This is a genomic window from Tolypothrix campylonemoides VB511288_2 (genome assembly GCF_045999855.1).
GTDB classification, from domain to species: domain Bacteria; phylum Cyanobacteriota; class Cyanobacteriia; order Cyanobacteriales; family Nostocaceae; genus Scytonema; species Scytonema bouteillei_A.
On sequence record NZ_JBFPMW010000002.1, the window covers coordinates 862,699 to 879,814 of the forward strand.

A 17,116-nucleotide genomic window follows, 5' to 3' on the forward strand; every position below is an offset into this window, starting at 1 on the left:
TTTTTAAGGGGGGTTAGGGGGGATCGAAACCGCTTTTAATGCACCTAGTACATGAAGGCAGAAGTACGTAGGCAGATGGCAGAAGGCGCAAAAGCCTTTAAGATAAGCTTTTTGTTTATGACAAATGGTTGCCTTATTTACGCCGACTTGTACTAGAAGACTTGTGTACACCACCCCAGCCTAGGAGGAGAGGGACCAATACTTGTCGGATAAGCCGTTTTTTCCTCCCCTGCACAAAGGTGCAACCCCAGCGTAAAGGTAGCTTGTCTCCCGCGAAAATTTTCGAGAGCCCTTGCACTATTAGGAGAGGGGCTTCAAACCCCGATTTCTAATGACCCCATTCCAAAGTAATCTCGATATTGGCATTACTTGCACCCTTGACCACTAAAGCTGTTAATTTACCAGATTCAATAGCAATATCGACACCAAACCTGACAGTTGCTCTATCTGGTTTAACCTTACGTACTGATTCAGCAATTTCCTTCGTTAGAGATTCAATAGCAGTTGCAACTTCCTCAAAAGGTCGAGCCTGAAAATTGATTTTACGATCGCCTATCTGTGTAGCTTCTACTCGAACATTTGTACCATCAGAAAGTTCTACTGTAATAATCTTGGTTTGAAGTTCCATTTTGGCTTTACTGGATGATTATGCCTTTTTACCATTCAATCACCATAAGTTAATATCACTATAGTGTTCAGCAAAATTTTTTCCTCATCCCCCTCCAACGTTCATAGCTGCTAAAAACGCCTTCTGGCTAACATCTTTGTAAACTGCATCTAAATACTTCATGACGACATCAGCAGCAGTCAAGTTTGCAGTTTTTTCCTCTTCTTTGGCTAAAGGAATTGCTCCTAAAGCATCCAAAACAGTTTCGCTACTTGATGGTGCAATCACCACCAAAGAAGATTCAAGGGGTTCGTCATATTGCCAAAAAGAACTCAGTGTGTGTAACCCAAAGATGGTATGTCGGGACAGATCGTGCTGAGTTTCTCCATTATCTGTGTGTAACGTCTCTGCACTGCCATCGCCGCGTAACTCACGCAAATTGCGGATAATCTGCTCTTTAGTACGTCCTCGTAATTGAAACAAAACAAATGGGTCTTCACTAAAACGATCGCCTAACTGATAATACACTGCAGCAACGTGTTTGCACGGATTCGCCTTATCAGGACAAGAACATTTACTGTGAACATCAGACAAGGTAAAAGGGAACAGAGAAAGACCATTGGCAGTAAAAACCTCTTCTATATTTTGCGGCATTTCTCCTGCCAGCAATTTTGCCGGGAAAATTGCCTTTTGAGACATAGTTTCAGCGACGTAACCCCATTCCTCATTACTAAAGGGATTGAGGGAAAGAGAAACTTTATAAGGTTCTGGCTCGCTTCCTTGAACTTGAGCTAAAACCCTTGGACCTTTAAATTCAATACTGCGGACGTTTCCCTCACGTGCATAGATTCTGCCACGTTCCAACCGCTTTTTAAAACGATAAGAATCTAACAAATCGAGCCACCTTTGTGACCACCATTCTCTACTAGCTTGGAGGGTTTGATTTGACTGCATAATTGTTAATTGCTAATTGTTAATTGCTAATTGCTAATTGCTAATTGCTAATTGCTAGTGTTCTATTAGCTATTAGCTATTAGCCATTAGCCATCAGCCAATCACTCTTCATCTTCTTCAATCACGGCATTGCGATCGAGAAGTAGTAAGTTGCGGAGTTGGTTGGTATCCATTTCTGTTAACCAATCTTCTCCTGCGCCTACAACTTGTTCCGCAAGTTGTTTTTTACTTTCAATCATGTCGTGAATTTTTTCCTCAAGAGTCCCGGTACAGACAAATTTATGTACCTGTACGTTGCGTGTTTGACCTATCCGAAAGACTCTGTCTGTTGCCTGATTTTCTACTGCTGGATTCCACCATCTATCAAAATGGAAAACGTGGTTTGCTCTTGTCAAATTTAATCCCACTCCTCCTGCTTTTAAGGAGAGAATCATCACTGGTGGCCCTTGGGGATCGTGTTGGAAACGGTCTATCATTTCCTCTCTTTGTTTTTTACTGGTACTGCCATATAAAAACAAGGTTTCTCTCTTTAATTGTTTCTCTAAATAAGGTTGAAGTAACTTACCCCACTCTGCAAATTGCGTAAATATCAAAGCTCGATCGCCTCCCGCGATCGCAACATCTAGCATTTCTTCCAAACGTTGCAGTTTACCGGAATGGAATTTTGCCAAGGAATCTTGCTTCAAATAGTGAGCTGGATGATTGCAAATTTGTTTGAGCTTGCTTAACAAAGCTAAAATCATTCCTCGCCGTTGCAAACCTTCCGCCGATTCAATTTCAGCTAGAGAGTCTTCCACCACTTTTTGATAAATTTCTGCTTGTTCGGCTGTTAACCCGCAAAATATTGTCATTTCCTGTTTTTCTGGCAAATCTTGAATAATTTCACGATCTGTTTTCAAACGACGTAAGATAAAGGGTTGAACTAACGAACGCAATTGAGTTAATGAAGCAGTATCACCATATTTCTCGATAGGAATAGCAAAGCGTCTTTGGAAAAATTGTTTGTTTCCTAAATATCCGGGATTGAGAAAATCTAAGATTGACCAAAGTTCTTGCAATCTATTTTCTACTGGTGTTCCTGTTAAAGCAATTTTAAATGTTGCTTCTAATTGCCGCGCTGCTTGGGACTGTTTTGCATCAGCATTTTTCACATTTTGAGCTTCGTCCAAAACTATCATTTGCCAAGAAACTGCTTGTAAAGATTTAACATCGCGATGAACTAGTGAATAACTGGTGATGATTAAATCTTGCTTTTTCGCGACTTCTGCAAATGCTTTCCCCTTTGGTCGCTTGTCCCCGTGATATTGTAAAACCTTCAAGTTAGGAGCAAATTTTTTGACCTCCCGTTCCCAGTTTCCCAATACTGATGTAGGGCAAACTAGTAAAATTGGATTTTCTAATGCTTCTTGTTCTTTTAGGTGAAGAACGAAGGCAATGAATTGGATTGTTTTCCCCAATCCCATATCGTCCGCCAAACAAGCACCCAAGCCCCAACGTTCCAAGAAAGCAAGCCACGCGACTCCACGTTCTTGATAGGGTCGCAATTTTCCTTGGAAGGTTGCAGGTGCGGGAATTGGTTCAACGGCTTTGTTATTTGTTAGAGTCGTAACAAGTTCTTGCAATGCCCCAGATGCTTCAAAGCTAACCACTGGTAATTTTTCAATTACCTGCGTATCACCCATACTAATTCGCAAAGCATCTTCTAAAGACAATGCCATTTGTTCTTTGCGAGAGGCAAAAAAGGTTTGTGCTGTTTTGATATCTTGCGATCGCAATTCTACCCATTCACCGTTAATCTCAACCAAAGGACTGTTTAACGCCACTAGTTTGTCAAACTCTTCTTTAGAAAGAGTTTGACCGCCAATTGCTAATTCCCACTTAAAGTTTAATAAACTCTGCAAACCCAAGCGTTCCTTTGCTTTTTTTGGTGTTTGAGCAGTAATTTTTAAACCCAAACGATTTGCGATATTTCCTCGGTTTTCCAAACTAGGGGGTAAAACGATTCCCAAACCGCTATCCTCAAAACGCCAAACCATGGATTTAATAAATTCATAAGCTTGTACGGGATTGAGGCGGCAAAATTCAGGATTTGGAGTTTCTAAACTGGATGCAATAGGTAAATAAAATCGCGAAGCTAACCCCAAGCCCCGCAAAAAAGTTTCTTGTGGTTGTTCAATAGTCCGGTTTTGATAAACCAACTTTTCTACTGACTGGTTCCAAATTGTCGCCGCATCTAGTAAAAAGTTGGGGTCGTCAGCAGCTTGGAGATAATATGCCAAAACCCAATCTTGTTGGTTTAACTCTGGAGGCCTCAGTACAAAACAGGTGCGAAACTGATATTTTGCCCCCACTTGATATTGTAGCGGCAGAGTCCAAGCTTTCAGTGCTGCTGCTAGTCGTTCCACCCCAAATGAATCCCCACTAACTGTGTTAGTGGCGGCTGTTAAAGAATGCAGCCACTGCCGTATTGTGGATGGAAGGGATGCCATAATCCTTACTTCCACAGGCACTTGAGAACCTACCATCTCTCGGATTTGGGAATCTACTGCGCTATTAAGAAAATCTAGCAGCAATTCTTGAGGTTCAATTGGTAAATCAACATAGGGGTAACAGGACAACGTGGAATTTGCTTCCTCATCTCCCCCATATGTCTGGTAAGTTCGGCAAGCGAGTGGCATTAATTGAGAAAACTTTTCCAAGCGAGTTCCATCTTGGGCGCTGTCTAGGAGAGCTTGCCATTTAGCGACTGTAGTATTATCTGATTGCTGTTGAAGTACAGGCAAAAACTTACAGCGAGAAATGAGATCCAAACTCCAGCGAGAAATTTGTCCCCAAAAACGTAAATCTCCTCCTAAAAATTGACTGGTCTCGTCACTTATATTGAGGGGGAGGGAAGTGAGAAATTTTGTTGCTGCTTCGGAGTTAAGACAAAAGCCTTCCACTTTCCAGGGTTGTAAATATTTTGGAGTGTCATTGCCATCTGTCTCAAATGTTGCAGAATGTGTGGGAGAAATCGATAGTGATTCCTCGTGAGCGTCATTTTGAATGCAAGTTGGTAAGGCAATAATTTGGCTGTGAGTCGGTAAATTGATGGCAGTCTCTGTGGATTTTCGCCTTCGCCCATTCTCGGTTATTTTCTGCCCATTTTGTGGCGATGTTGTGTTGAGTGCCTCTAGAGTTATATTGCGCGATCTCAACCACTCGAATAATTCCACTGGTGTCATTGCCAATGGGTGTTGTCGCACTTCTGTAAATGACGAACTTCTACTCGCATCACTTCCAAGAGTGCGCCACGTTTCTCCCCAGATGAATAAACAGCTACCCCGATCTTTTATTAACCAACTACCGTGTAAAATTGCCATTTGACAAATACTTAAGATGTTTACCGAATTAACTTTTGAATTGGCTTAATGTTTTACCAAAATTTTTATTTTTAACGCTTTCAATCAATACTTAAGTAAGTGGGCGAAAATAAAAGTGATTCTGTTAAGCAATGCAAAAACAGCTATAACTCTTACAAATGACGACTTAACTAGTTCACTTTAATTGTAACAACCTATTTATTTTACTCCCTTCCCAGAAGAAGATGACCCAAACGCTACCGCGATGGCAGGCAATGCCCACCATTAAAAATTAATAAAATTTTATAAGCCCCTTTTTCTTGGGACTTGCGGGTAAGCACGATCTCACATTATATATTGAAAAACTCCGAACTTGACACAGACAAACTCCCTGAGTAACGAATTTACATTCAGTAATGGTAATAGTTACACTTGTTTATCTTTGTATGCAACTGACACCAGCCATAATGCATAAATGTTAGGATTGCCACAGAGAGAGATAGCGAAAATAGAAGGAAAAAAAACTGAATGGGAGAATTTGAAAAGTCAATATCCTTTGACGGACGGGATATTCGACTGAAGGTGGGTCAATTAGCTCCCCAATCTGGTGGATCGGTGTTGATACAATCTGGGGATACAGCAGTTTTAGTGACGGCTACACGTTCGGAAGCTAGAGAAGGCATCGATTTCCTCCCCTTAACGGTAGATTACGAAGAAAGACTGTATGCAGCAGGTAGAATTCCTGGGGGCATGCTACGCCGGGAAGGGCGTCCGCCAGAAAGAGCAATTCTGACCAGCCGACTGATTGACCGTCCTTTACGTCCTTTGTTCCCGTCTTGGTTGCGTGACGATTTGCAAATTGTTGCACTGACTCTTTCAATGGATGAGTTAGTACCACCCGATGTACTGGCAGTTACGGGTGCTTCTATCGCTACAATTATTGCCAAAATACCATTTAACGGACCAATGGCAGCAGTTCGGGTTGGGTTAGTGGGTGACGATTTTATCATTAACCCCACTTATGCGGAAATAGAAGCCGGAGACTTGGACTTGATTGTAGCTGGCTCGCCAGATGGTGTCATCATGGTAGAAGCAGGAGCCAATCAATTGCCAGAAAGGGACATTATTGAGGCAATTGAGTTTGGTTATGAAGCAGTACAAGACCTGATCAAAGCACAACAAGATTTGATTGCGGAAATTGGGCTGGAACTCATAACACAAGAACCACCTCAGGTAGACTCGACCTTAGAGAACTTTATACGCGAACGGGCAACCGAAGATATTAAGAAAATCCTGTCACAATTTGATTTGGACAAAACACAGCGCGATGCAGCTTTAGATGAAGTTAAGGCTACCATTGAAACTGCGATCGCCGAATTATCTGAGGAAGATCCCATTCGTATTGCTGCAAAAGCCGATAAGGCGGTTGACAATAACTTTAAGGATTTGACCAAAAAGTTCATGCGCCGTCAAATTATTGAAGACAACGTTCGGGTTGATGGGCGCAAACTGGATGAAGTACGTCCGGTATCTTGTCTAGTAGATCTTTTGCCCAAGAGAGTCCATGGAAGCGGTCTGTTTAATCGGGGGCTGACTCAGGTGCTGTCTGCTTGTACTCTCGGTACACCGGGGGATATGCAGTACCTCAGCGATGATTTGCAACAAGACCAACAAAAACGCTACATGCATCACTATAACTTCCCACCGTTCTCCGTAGGGGAAACCAAACCCATGCGTGCGCCCGGTCGTCGGGAAATCGGTCATGGAGCACTTGCAGAAAGAGCTTTGTTGCCAGTACTACCACCAAAAGAACAGTTTCCTTACGTAATTCGGGTTGTTTCGGAAGTCCTTTCTTCCAATGGTTCTACCTCAATGGGTTCCGTGTGCGGTTCCACACTCGCATTAATGGATGCTGGTGTCCCCATTTCTAAACCTGTTAGTGGTGCAGCAATGGGTTTGATTAAGGAAGGCGAAGAAGTTCGAGTGCTTACCGATATTCAAGGGATTGAAGACTTTTTGGGCGACATGGACTTTAAAGTCGCTGGGACAGATAGCGGGATTACTGCTTTACAAATGGACATGAAAATCTCCGGTTTGCCCTTGGAAATTATTGCTCAAGCTGTCCACCAAGCAAAAGCAGCACGGTTGCACATTCTGGACAAAATGCTCCAGACTATCGAGCACCCCCGTACTGAAATGTCACCTTTTGCCCCACGTCTGATGACCATTCGCATCGATCCGGATATGATCGGTTTAGTTATTGGACCCGGTGGCAAGACAATTAAGGGCATTACTGAAGAAACAGGAGCAAAAATTGATATCGAAGATGATGGTACGGTAACAATTTCCGCTCTTGATGAAAACAAGGCAAAAAGAGCACGTAACATTATCCAAGGTATGACAAGAAAGCTCAACGAGGGTGATGTTTACGCAGGTCGTGTGACACGAATTATACCAATTGGTGCGTTTGTGGAATTTTTGCCCGGTAAAGAAGGTATGATTCACATTTCTCAACTTGCAGATTATCGCGTTGGGAAAGTTGAAGATGAGGTTGCAGTTGGCGATGAAGTGATTGTCAAAGTACGGGAGATTGACAATAAAGGTAGGATTAATCTCACCCGCTTGGGAATTCACCCAGATCAAGCAGCTGCAGCGCGAGAAGCAGCAGCAGTCAATCGGTAATCTGTGACAAGATTTTAGATTTTGAATTTATTGCAAAAAATCTAAAATCTCACAGGAAAGAATTTAACCTTCCCAAGCTAGTGGTTCACCACATTAATTTTGAACTTCCTACCACCTCGTTCCCAGGCTCCGCCTGGGAATGCCTTAAGGGAGGCTCCGCCTCAATACTTGTCGGTTAGCCTAAAAATAGGAAAACTCGTTTGTTGGGTGGAGGAACGAAACCCAACAAACGAAAATTCGAGACCCCTCCCGACTACTCCCGACTTTCAAGACAATGCTTCAATTTTTCCGCTAGCACCTTAACATGAGGTTCCTCAAACAAAGTGAGATGAGAACCGGGAACAAGATGAACATCTATTTCTCCCGTCACTACATCACCCCAACCAAATTGTGGATCGTATTGCATACCGACTCCTTTTTCCTTGTCTCGATGTTTGTCAGAAGTCCGCAAAAGAGTCATTTGACCTAAGTATTTCTTAAAAGTATAGTTCTTGACAGCTTGTACGTTAGCATCCATCAGTGCTACGTGCAAATCGTTTTCAGGCAAAGGTTCGGAAATCCTCAAATGTTCTAAATACTTATTTGTGATGTTGTGTTGAGTCCATTCTGTCCATCCATCAAACTTTTGCCACAAGTAAGCAGGGCCCTGTTCTAACAAATTCGTAAAATGCACTAAGATTCGTTGTAAAAATGGTAACCGACTGCTATATCCAGGAAGACAGGTATCAAGTATAGCTAGCATTCCAATCTCTTCACCTTGTAAGTAAAGTTGCTGCGCCATTTCGTAAGCAATAATACCACCCAAAGAATAACCACTCAGAAAATAAGGACCTTTTGGTTGAACGGACTGAATTTCTCTAATATAAAGTGCTGCCATGTCTTCTACTTTGGTTAAGAAAGGCAGTTTTCCATCTATTCCTTGTGGTTGTATCCCATAAAACGGTCGCTCTAAACCAAGGTGCCGTGCTAATAAGTGGTAACACAAAATTTCTCCACCAAGGGGATGAATGCAAAACAATGGTGGTTTTGAACCTTTGGGTTGAATTGGTACCAAGCACGACCATCGGGCAAATTCTTCTTCTCGATACCGAGAAAGTATTTTGGCAATGTCTTCTACTGTACCCGATTGAAAAAGAGTGGCAAGAGGAAGTTTTTGGGTAAATTTTTGCTCGATCTGCGCGAATAGCTTTACTGCTAGTAAAGAATGTCCTCCTAGCTCAAAAAAGTTATCTCTCACACCAACACGCTCGATACTTAAGACTTGTTTCCAAATCTCTACTAACTCGCGTTCTAACTTGTTGCGGGGAGCAACAAAGGTTTTCTTTTCTACCTCAGGTACTGGAAGAGCTGCGCGGTTGAGTTTACCATTAGGAGTTAGGGGTAGCGCTTCTAGCATTACAAAGGAAGCTGGAACCATGTATCTGGGAAGCTTTTCCGTGAGAAATTGCCTCAGTTGGTTGACAGTGGAACTTTGTTGTTCTTTGAGAACAACATATGCTACTAACTGCTTGTCACGGGGAATGTCTTCTCTTAGAACAACGGCCACTTCTCGAACAGAGGGATATTGACTCAATACAACTTCAATTTCGCCCAACTCAATCCGGAATCCACGAATCTTGACTTGATTGTCAATGCGATCGCAAAACTCAACGTTACCGTTGGGTAGGTAGCGTCCCAAGTCTCCCGTTTTATAAAGTCGGTCGGTAGCAATCTTGGTAAATGGGTTGACAATAAAACGTTCTTGAGTTAATGCATCGCTGCCAATATAACCAGAAGATAAGTAAGGGGTGCGAACGTAAATCTCTCCTATCTCGCCAATTCCAGCTAACTGCAACCCCTGTGTCAAAACAAGTAACTGTACATCCTCAATACCTCGACCTAGAGGGATTAGAGAATGGGGACTGGGGGCTGGGCCACCAACACTACAATCTTCAGGTATAACAAAGTAACCCATAGCTTGGGGGGTTTCAGTAGCACCGTAAAAATTGACACAAGTTACGTTGGGAGCAAAACGATAGATGTTTCTGACATCTTGTTGCTTAAGCATGTCACCAGCAAAAAATACGTAACGCAAGTCCGTGGTTTGGCTTTCGGTTTTTGCTGTCAGCAGTTGTGCCATTGCTGGTGTCAGATGAGCAACACTAATTCTCATCACTCGCATCCAATCAGCTAGCTGATTTAATGTTTCAATCTCCTCTTGCTGGGGAATGCATAAAGTTGACCCCAATGACAAGGGTGTGAAAATATCTCTTAACAAAGGATCGTGAGATAAACCAGAAAGCATGCTAAATTTATCTGACTCGCACAACCCAAAAGTCTTTTGATGCCATTGCACAAAATGAGATAAAGGTCTGTGGCTACCTTTAATACCCTTAGGTTTACCTGTAGAACCAGAAGTAAAAGCAAAATAAGCTAAATCATCTAGTTCCACTGTCACTTCTGGGTTACTTGTGGGATAACTTTGTAATGCTACCAAGATTGAGTCATAGGATATTTCCAAACAGCAAAAACTATAGCGGTTCTCATCCGAATAAAATACAGTTTCATCTGCGTCCTTTGCCATGCATCTGCGGTTCCATGCAGTCAGAACTTGAGAATCTGAAGCAATTTGCAGCCAAGCACGAGGCTGGACTGATTCAAGACAATCCATCAATCGAGAAGTGGGATAAGCCGGATCGAGAATGACAAAAGCGCCACCTGCTTTCAGAACACCTAGGATTGCTACAACTAATAAGGCACTTCTTTGTCCGTAAATGGCAACTACGTCTTGAGATTGGATATTATTTGCTAGCAAGTAGTGAGCCAATTGATTGGTCAGTTCTTCAAGTTTGGCGTAAGTCCAAGCAACTCGTGCATCCACAACTGCCAAGTTTTGCGGTACTCTTTGAGCTTGTTGAGAAAATTTAGTATGAACGGCTGCTTCTGAGAGTATGGAAAGTTTTTGCTGAGGATTTGGTAAAAGTAATGCCGCTGTGTTCGTAACTAGTGATAGAGAAGAAATATTCTGTTGTGGAGTTTCCGCAATCTGAACGAGCAAATGATGGAACTGATCGAGCATTTCCTGCATTCGCTCGGGTACGAATAGGTCAGCATTGTAAACTAATTCCAGTTTGATTCCTTGCTGTTGTTCGGTGATGTACAAGGTTAAGTCAAACTTAGAAGGAGTTTCTGGCATTGAGAAGGGTTCTACAACCAGACCGGGTAATTCCAGTTTAATATCCTTTAAATTCAGCATATTAAACCATACTTGAAATAGTGGGTTGCGGCTGGTATCTCTTTCTGGCTGTAGTTCTTGTACTAACTTCTCAAAAGGCATATCTTGATGGGTATATGCTTCCAATGCCATGCGACGAACGCGATTTAGTAGGGTAGAAAAACTGGGATTTTCAGAACAGTTAACCCGTAAAACTACGGTGTTGATAAAAAATCCAATCAAATCTTCAAGTTCAGCCCGATTGCGACCTGCGATAGGAGAGCCAATGAGGATGTCTTCTTGTCCGGTATAACGGTGCAAAAGTGTTCCAAATGCTGCAAGCAACGTCATAAACAGGGTCACGCCTTCCTGTTGCGATCGCATTGTCAAAGATGCTGCTAGGGTTTGGGGTAGTATCAAAGATTGCATCGCGCCTCGGTAAGTTTGCACGGGAGGACGCGGTTTGTCAGTAGGTAATTCCAGTATAGTATTTGCACCTGCTAGCTGGTCTTTCCAGTAATCTAGCTGTTGGTTGAGAACTTGACCCGATAGCCGTTGACGCTGCCAAATTGCAAAGTCAGCATATTGGATGGGCAGTTTTGGTAACGGATTTGGCAATTTTTGCGCGAAAGCTTCATACACTGTTGCCAATTGCTGCCATAAAATACCCATTGACCAGCCATCAGAAGCAATATGATGCATGACCAGCAAAAGTACGTATTCTTGATGGTCTACGTAACACAATGTTGCTCGCAGCATCAAATCAGACGATAAGTTAAAAGGACGGTGTGCTTCCCGGTTAAGGTAATCTGACAGTTGAGGGTTAATTTCGCTTTTTTGTTCGTGCAAAAAGTCAACGATCTTCAGTTCTACAGAGCGAGGTTCTTGAAAAATTTGTATGGGGCTACCATCAACCGAGACAATAAAATTTGTTCGGAGTGCTTCATGATGGGCAACAATTGCATCTAAAGACTGTTGCAATACGCCTACATCTAATGTCCCCTGTAACCGAAATGCTTGAGAGATGATGTAAGTCGGGCTGTTTGGCTCCAACTGCTCCAAAAACCAAACTCTCTGCTGAGCAAAAGACAGGGGTACCGTTTGTCGATTGGTTAATCGGGGAATTGTATGATTTTCCAAGAGATTGGTGTCTTGGTTTTGAATAACCGAGATCTCACGTGCCAAATCCGCGATTGTTGGTGTCTCAAACAGCAACTGTACTTTAATTTCTACACCTAAAGCCCGACGTATCCGAGACATCACTTGCGTTGCTAGCAGTGAATGCCCCCCCAATTCAAAAAAGTTGTCATAAATACCTACGACTTCCAAACTCAAAACTTCCGCCCAAATGGATGCCAAAACCTGCTCAATTGGATTGCGGGCTTCAACAAAGTTATGTTTGTAACTTTCTCGATCTGGTGCGGGTAAAGCATGGCGGTCTACCTTGCCATTAGGATTTAATGGCATGGTATCTAAAAAGACAAAGCTAGCAGGTACCATGTACTGAGGCAACTTATCCTGCAAAAAAAGGCGCAACTCAGAAGGGCTGGGGCGTTCTACGGAGTTATGTTCTGGAGCTACCACAACATAAGCCACTAATTGTTTGTGACCCGGAACGTTTTCTCGCGCCATAACTAAAGTTTGTTGTACGGCTGGATGCGTACCAAGTTTCGCTTCAATTTCTCCTAATTCAATGCGAAAGCCCCGAATTTTAACCTGATGGTCAATACGACCGAGAAACTCAAGATTTCCATCAGATAAATAACGCACCAAATCCCCTGTTTTATAGAGTCGGTCTGAACAAGTCAATTCAGAAGAATTATTTGCTGTTTTAAAAGGGTTGGGAATAAACTTTTCATCTGTTAGTTCAGGACGGTTAAAATAACCCCGCGCCAATCCTACACCACCAATATGCAATTCACCAGGTTCGCCAACAGGTACGGGTTGCAAGTTTTCATCTAATATGTAAATTTCTGCGTTAGCGATCGGGCGACCAATGGGAGCAAAAATGCCATGAGTTCCGCGCTGACAAGTCCAGAAGGTCGCATCAATAGAAGCTTCAGTAGGACCGTAGCAGTTATGCAGAACATTCTCCAAATTCAGGCGGGTAAAAAACTGTTCTACTAATTCAATGGGTAAAGCTTCTCCGCCGCAAGTTACGTGTCGAAGGCTTTTACAGTTCTCGATTCCCTCTTCTTCTAACAACACGCGGAGTATAGAAGGTACTAAGGCGAGAACGGTAATTTGTTTCTCAATCACAGTCTTTACTAAATACGCAGTGTCTTGATGTCCGCCAGGTGATGGTAATATTAACTGTCCTCCAAACGACAAACACCAAAATATCTGCCATACAGAAGGATCGAAGCTAAAAGAAATCGTTTGTAAAACTTTATCGACTTGGCTTAATCCAAAACTGGTTTGCCTCCAGTAAAGTTGGTTGTATATTCCCCGGTGAGGAATCATCACCCCTTTGGGTTGTCCCGTGGAGCCAGAGGTATAAATGACGTAAATGAGATTATGGGCTTTTGTTTCGCAAACAAGATTGTCTTGGCTGTTGTGGGCTATTTGTTCCCAATCGCTATCCAAACAAACGATTTGTGCTTTACAAGCAGGTAATTTGTGAACTAAGTGCTTTTGCGTGAGCAGTACTGGTGTCTGAGTATCCTCCATAATGAAGGCTAGACGTTCTTCAGGATATGTTGGATCGAGTGGTACATAAGCACCTCCCGCTTTGAGAATTCCTAACAGCCCTATTACCATTTCTAAAGAACGCTCTACACAAATCCCAACTAAAACTTCTTTTTTTACACCCAATGCACGCAGGTGATACGCTAGTTGGTTGGCTTGCTGATTTAACTGTCGGTAAGTGAGTTGTTTGTTTTCAAATACAACAGCAACAGCGTCCGGCGATCGCTCTACTTGAGCCTCAAACAGTTGATGAATGCATAACTCTAATGAGTTATCTATTTGAGTCTTCTGGTTCTTTTCTATTGTTAAGCAATTGTTATAAACAGATGTATTTTGTTTGATATTACTCATGGAGATATAGCGTCTAATGAGAATTACAAGATTTCTAGGAAAAACAAAATTCTGATTGAGATTAATTCAAAAAGTGTTTGCGACAGATAATGGGGGAGTATCTAGTTCAATTGAGGCTTTTGCAATCCAAAATATAAAATCCACGCATCCACCGAAATGGTATGTAGCAATTCCCACTTTATGAGGTACAGGAGATTGAACTAAATGTAGTTTGTAGCAGATGGATGCAGATAAATTTTTACCTCAGCAGGCTGGGAAATGCTGTAGCAAAATTTCTTGATTTATCTTTGAAGACAAGGTTTTTTATGAGTGCTCCCAACATAAATCCAATAACTTCTCATTTTGAAGCTGCTCTTGTGCTAATTTCAAAGCATAACGAGCATTACTAACATTTTTACTTTCGGAATTTTTCCGATCAAAGTGTCGTAAATAAGCTTTGAGATACTTAATGCGAAGTTCCAAATTATCGGCATTTATAAGAAAAGGTAAATCTGATTCAACCATAAAGCGAATCGCTAAAATGGGTATGGGACTTTGAAGGGGGTAAAAATTAGAGTTGTGCAATCCTGGGCTATAATTGCGCTTGTGAAATTCTCCTAACATTAAACCTGAATCTACAAAAAATTCTTTGAGCTTTTGTTGCACGCTATCAATGATACGAGCAGTGTCTTCTAGCTTAATATCGGGAAAAATTAAGATAATACTTTGAGTCAACTCAGTTTCTTTGTTCCTTGGCTCTATTTGCAGAAAAATATCTTTATAGCTTAAAACTAGTTCTTCAATTTCCTGTAACTGTAGATTTTGAGCGCGAATAACTCCTAGTTGAATACCGTTTGTCTTAAGTGCATGAGGTACATAAGGGCATACAGGACCCGATCTACCCAAATTTGGGTGAGGTTTTATCAAAAAATTTTTAATCCACTGCTGGATTTCAATTAAATAGGGAAGGTCTTGTTGAAAACGATCTATTTCAGTAGGTGTGTAGAGTTGCATTGTAATTACATTCCTCAATTCGATAGATGTATTTTTTGTCTTAAGCCAAATTCATTTCATGCAGTATGTAGCGAATTATGCAGAGGCATACGAAAGCAATGCTCATTTTTAATAAGGAATGTTGTCCTTATTTCATAGCCATACAAAGTATTAGAAAAAATACCACCATAGTACTTTTTCAGGAAAAGTCTTTTGTGTCATTCCAAAAGAGTCTAAGTTACTAGAGCGCCGAAACAGTATTCCCAAAAACCCTGTTTCTTCAATTTGAGCCTACGAGAGATCGAGCTTTTCGAGCCAGAGAAACCAGTTTTTTGTCTTCATATTGATTTCTGTACCGATGCTCTAGTACTTAAACCTAATCGTTTATCGTCAATCATGAAGTTTTAGTTTGAGCAGTAGTGATTTATCTCAAACTAAGATGACCATAACCGTATTTGTTCTGAACTTTTACTAAATTACACGATTCTTTTTCAAAAAATGTTAAATTGCTCTTTACATATCACTAAAATTCTTGAAGTTTTTGTATGGAAAAATATTTTTTACTTTAAATCACTCGACATTAACTTAAATACTAAAAATAAAAAGTAGCTATCTCATTTCTAAAACAACTACTGAGTTTTCTCATTCAACTGTTTTTTGTCCGTAACTGATTTGATTAAAGGGTCTTTATAAAGTAAATATTAAATCAATAAATATATTGTATAGGAGGTTACAATACTTGTCGGTTAAAAGTTTTTTTCCTCCCCTGCACAAAGGTTCTGGTCTCATACGGTAATCTTCTTAACCAAGCAGTATGGGGTTGGGTTGAGGAACGAAAACCAACTTACGCTCTTCTTAATGTTTACTTTTTAAATCATCACTGAGGAAAAAAATTAATTTTTTAATAAAATATTTCTGACTTAACAGCAAATTTCTCTTAAAGAAATAACACAGTTGTATGAAAACGGTATGTAGAGATGATGGCAATAAGTTGACAAAGATTTACTACAAATAAAAATAACAAATTTTTCATAAAAAATCTTCATATAGCAATCCTAATTCTTTATCAAAAATTTAATTCCTGTAGAGTGAGCAATGCCCATCAAATCACGCTTCTGTGCAGCAAAGTCCTACTTACACGTATTTTACTAAGGCAGAAGTTTTGGGAAAACGAGTGGTTCGAGATGACTGTATTCTCGCCTCTACCTTCGGGACAGAAAAGCAGGCGTCAGTCAATGCGCTATGTGTTTCAGCCGTTGTCTCTCGGCTAGTTACAAGCACCATCCCCTTGTGCGTGGTGCAATTGACCTGTATGAAATCAACCATGTAAAGATTCAATAAAGTGTGTCTAAAATCTACCTATATAGGAGAAGGGGCTTGCTGTTGAATCAACTACAGAGCATATTGATGGGCAAAAATTGTAAATGTCAGAAAATCTTGATTTGGTTCAATTACTACCATTGAGATATTTGGAACTGTGCTGAGTTAATGTAAAGCTATAAGAAGTTAGTTTTACTCTAAAACTTGACAATTAAGCGTCGTGAGTGCTAAGAACCGTTTACCAGAAACTACTGCCCATGTCAGGATTATCCGTCAATCCTGGCAACAAGGCTATCTTGAAGGTGAAGTCAGAGCAGGCGATTTTGAGTGGCAGTTCCAATGGCATTTCCGTCGCGGGGAACTTGCTGTAAAGCCTTCTCAAGGACGTGCTTTAATTAAAGAACCCTTGGGGCGCTTTTTAGAGCAACAAGACTACCAACTCGAACCGGGCGGAGACTATGCTTTCACAATTAGAGCAGAACTCTAAAAAATTATGAATGATGAATGATGAATGATGAACGGTAGTCTTTAAACTTTCAATTCATAATTTATAATTCATAATTCCTAATTCGTTAGTCGGTTTAGGTATCTTTCAATCAGCAGGATGGCAACAATATCATCTATTGGTCTTGGGGGTTGTCTCATACCACGAGGTAGTAATCTTGTCAATCCTTTAGGAGGATACATCTGCCAGTAGCGATCGCGTGCTTCTAAAGTTGTATATCTCTCATCTATTAAAATAATATTTAATGAATCTGTTAATTCCCCAGTCAGTTGTTGTTTCCAACGCTTGGCTGTTGTTTGGTCTCCCATAACCAATAAGGAAATGGGATACTTTTGTTGCAACGACAAAATAGCAGCGATCGCATGTTCGGAGGGGACAACTTCATGATAGTAAAGTTGCCTATCTACACCCATGACAGCCAAGCCACACTTATCTCGACCTGGATCGAATCCCAAAATAACTGGTTGCGTTGGTGAAAATTCAGGAATAGTCATTGGTCAGTA

At 41.2% G+C, this 17,116-nt stretch carries 8 protein-coding genes; 2 read left to right on the top strand and 6 right to left on the bottom strand.

Annotation, left to right across the window (positions count from 1 at the left end; translation table 11 throughout):
- Positions 1 to 328: 328 nt before the first annotated feature.
- The 3 genes from AB0756_RS08160 to AB0756_RS08170 form a co-directional block, all read right to left on the bottom strand.
- On the bottom strand, positions 329 to 628 hold the full coding sequence (locus tag AB0756_RS08160; RefSeq protein ID WP_038081384.1) for a CU044_2847 family protein: 300 nt from the start codon (positions 626 to 628) through the stop codon (positions 329 to 331).
- An 84-nt stretch (positions 629 to 712) separates the two neighbouring features.
- The gene (locus AB0756_RS08165) at positions 713 to 1,561 is read right to left on the bottom strand and encodes an SWIM zinc finger family protein (RefSeq protein ID WP_038081386.1); all 849 of its coding nucleotides are present in this window, start codon (positions 1,559 to 1,561) and stop codon (positions 713 to 715) included.
- A 101-nt stretch (positions 1,562 to 1,662) separates the two neighbouring features.
- Complete coding sequence (locus AB0756_RS08170; RefSeq protein ID WP_038081388.1) at positions 1,663 to 4,923, bottom strand: DEAD/DEAH box helicase; 3,261 nt, start codon at positions 4,921 to 4,923, stop codon at positions 1,663 to 1,665.
- 507 nt (positions 4,924 to 5,430) lie between these two features.
- Between AB0756_RS08170 and AB0756_RS08175 the strand changes: the two genes are divergently transcribed.
- Entirely contained in the window at positions 5,431 to 7,584 is a 2,154-nt protein-coding gene (locus tag AB0756_RS08175) for a polyribonucleotide nucleotidyltransferase (RefSeq protein WP_038081390.1), read from the top strand.
- Between the two features lie 253 nt (positions 7,585 to 7,837).
- Here AB0756_RS08175 and AB0756_RS08180 read toward each other — a convergent pair whose 3' ends face one another.
- Together AB0756_RS08180 and AB0756_RS08185 are read right to left on the bottom strand one after the other, a co-directional pair.
- The gene (locus tag AB0756_RS08180; protein ID WP_038081391.1) at positions 7,838 to 13,816 is read right to left on the bottom strand and encodes an amino acid adenylation domain-containing protein; all 5,979 of its coding nucleotides are present in this window, start codon (positions 13,814 to 13,816) and stop codon (positions 7,838 to 7,840) included.
- Between the two features lie 303 nt (positions 13,817 to 14,119).
- On the bottom strand, positions 14,120 to 14,809 hold the full coding sequence (locus AB0756_RS08185) for a DUF6875 domain-containing protein (protein ID WP_038081392.1): 690 nt from the start codon (positions 14,807 to 14,809) through the stop codon (positions 14,120 to 14,122).
- A 1,519-nt stretch (positions 14,810 to 16,328) separates the two neighbouring features.
- On the opposite strand from AB0756_RS08185, the gene AB0756_RS08190 reads away from it, so the two are divergent.
- A complete protein-coding gene (locus AB0756_RS08190; protein ID WP_038081393.1) occupies positions 16,329 to 16,595 on the top strand; it encodes a DUF3146 family protein in 267 nt (88 codons plus the stop codon).
- Between the two features lie 77 nt (positions 16,596 to 16,672).
- Here the strand turns inward: AB0756_RS08190 and AB0756_RS08195 are convergent, their stop codons facing one another.
- A complete protein-coding gene (locus AB0756_RS08195; RefSeq protein ID WP_038081394.1) occupies positions 16,673 to 17,107 on the bottom strand; it encodes a pre-16S rRNA-processing nuclease YqgF in 435 nt (144 codons plus the stop codon).
- Positions 17,108 to 17,116: the final 9 nt, after the last annotated feature.

Coding starts and splice junctions, on each gene's coding strand:
- AB0756_RS08160 (WP_038081384.1), bottom strand. CDS start 628: ATGGAACTTCAAACCAAGATTATTACAGTAGAACTTTCTGATGGTACA.
- AB0756_RS08165 (WP_038081386.1), bottom strand. CDS start 1,561: ATGCAGTCAAATCAAACCCTCCAAGCTAGTAGAGAATGGTGGTCACAA.
- AB0756_RS08170 (WP_038081388.1), bottom strand. CDS start 4,923: ATGGCAATTTTACACGGTAGTTGGTTAATAAAAGATCGGGGTAGCTGT.
- AB0756_RS08175 (WP_038081390.1), top strand. CDS start 5,431: ATGGGAGAATTTGAAAAGTCAATATCCTTTGACGGACGGGATATTCGA.
- AB0756_RS08180 (WP_038081391.1), bottom strand. CDS start 13,816: ATGAGTAATATCAAACAAAATACATCTGTTTATAACAATTGCTTAACA.
- AB0756_RS08185 (WP_038081392.1), bottom strand. CDS start 14,809: ATGCAACTCTACACACCTACTGAAATAGATCGTTTTCAACAAGACCTT.
- AB0756_RS08195 (WP_038081394.1), bottom strand. CDS start 17,107: ATGACTATTCCTGAATTTTCACCAACGCAACCAGTTATTTTGGGATTC.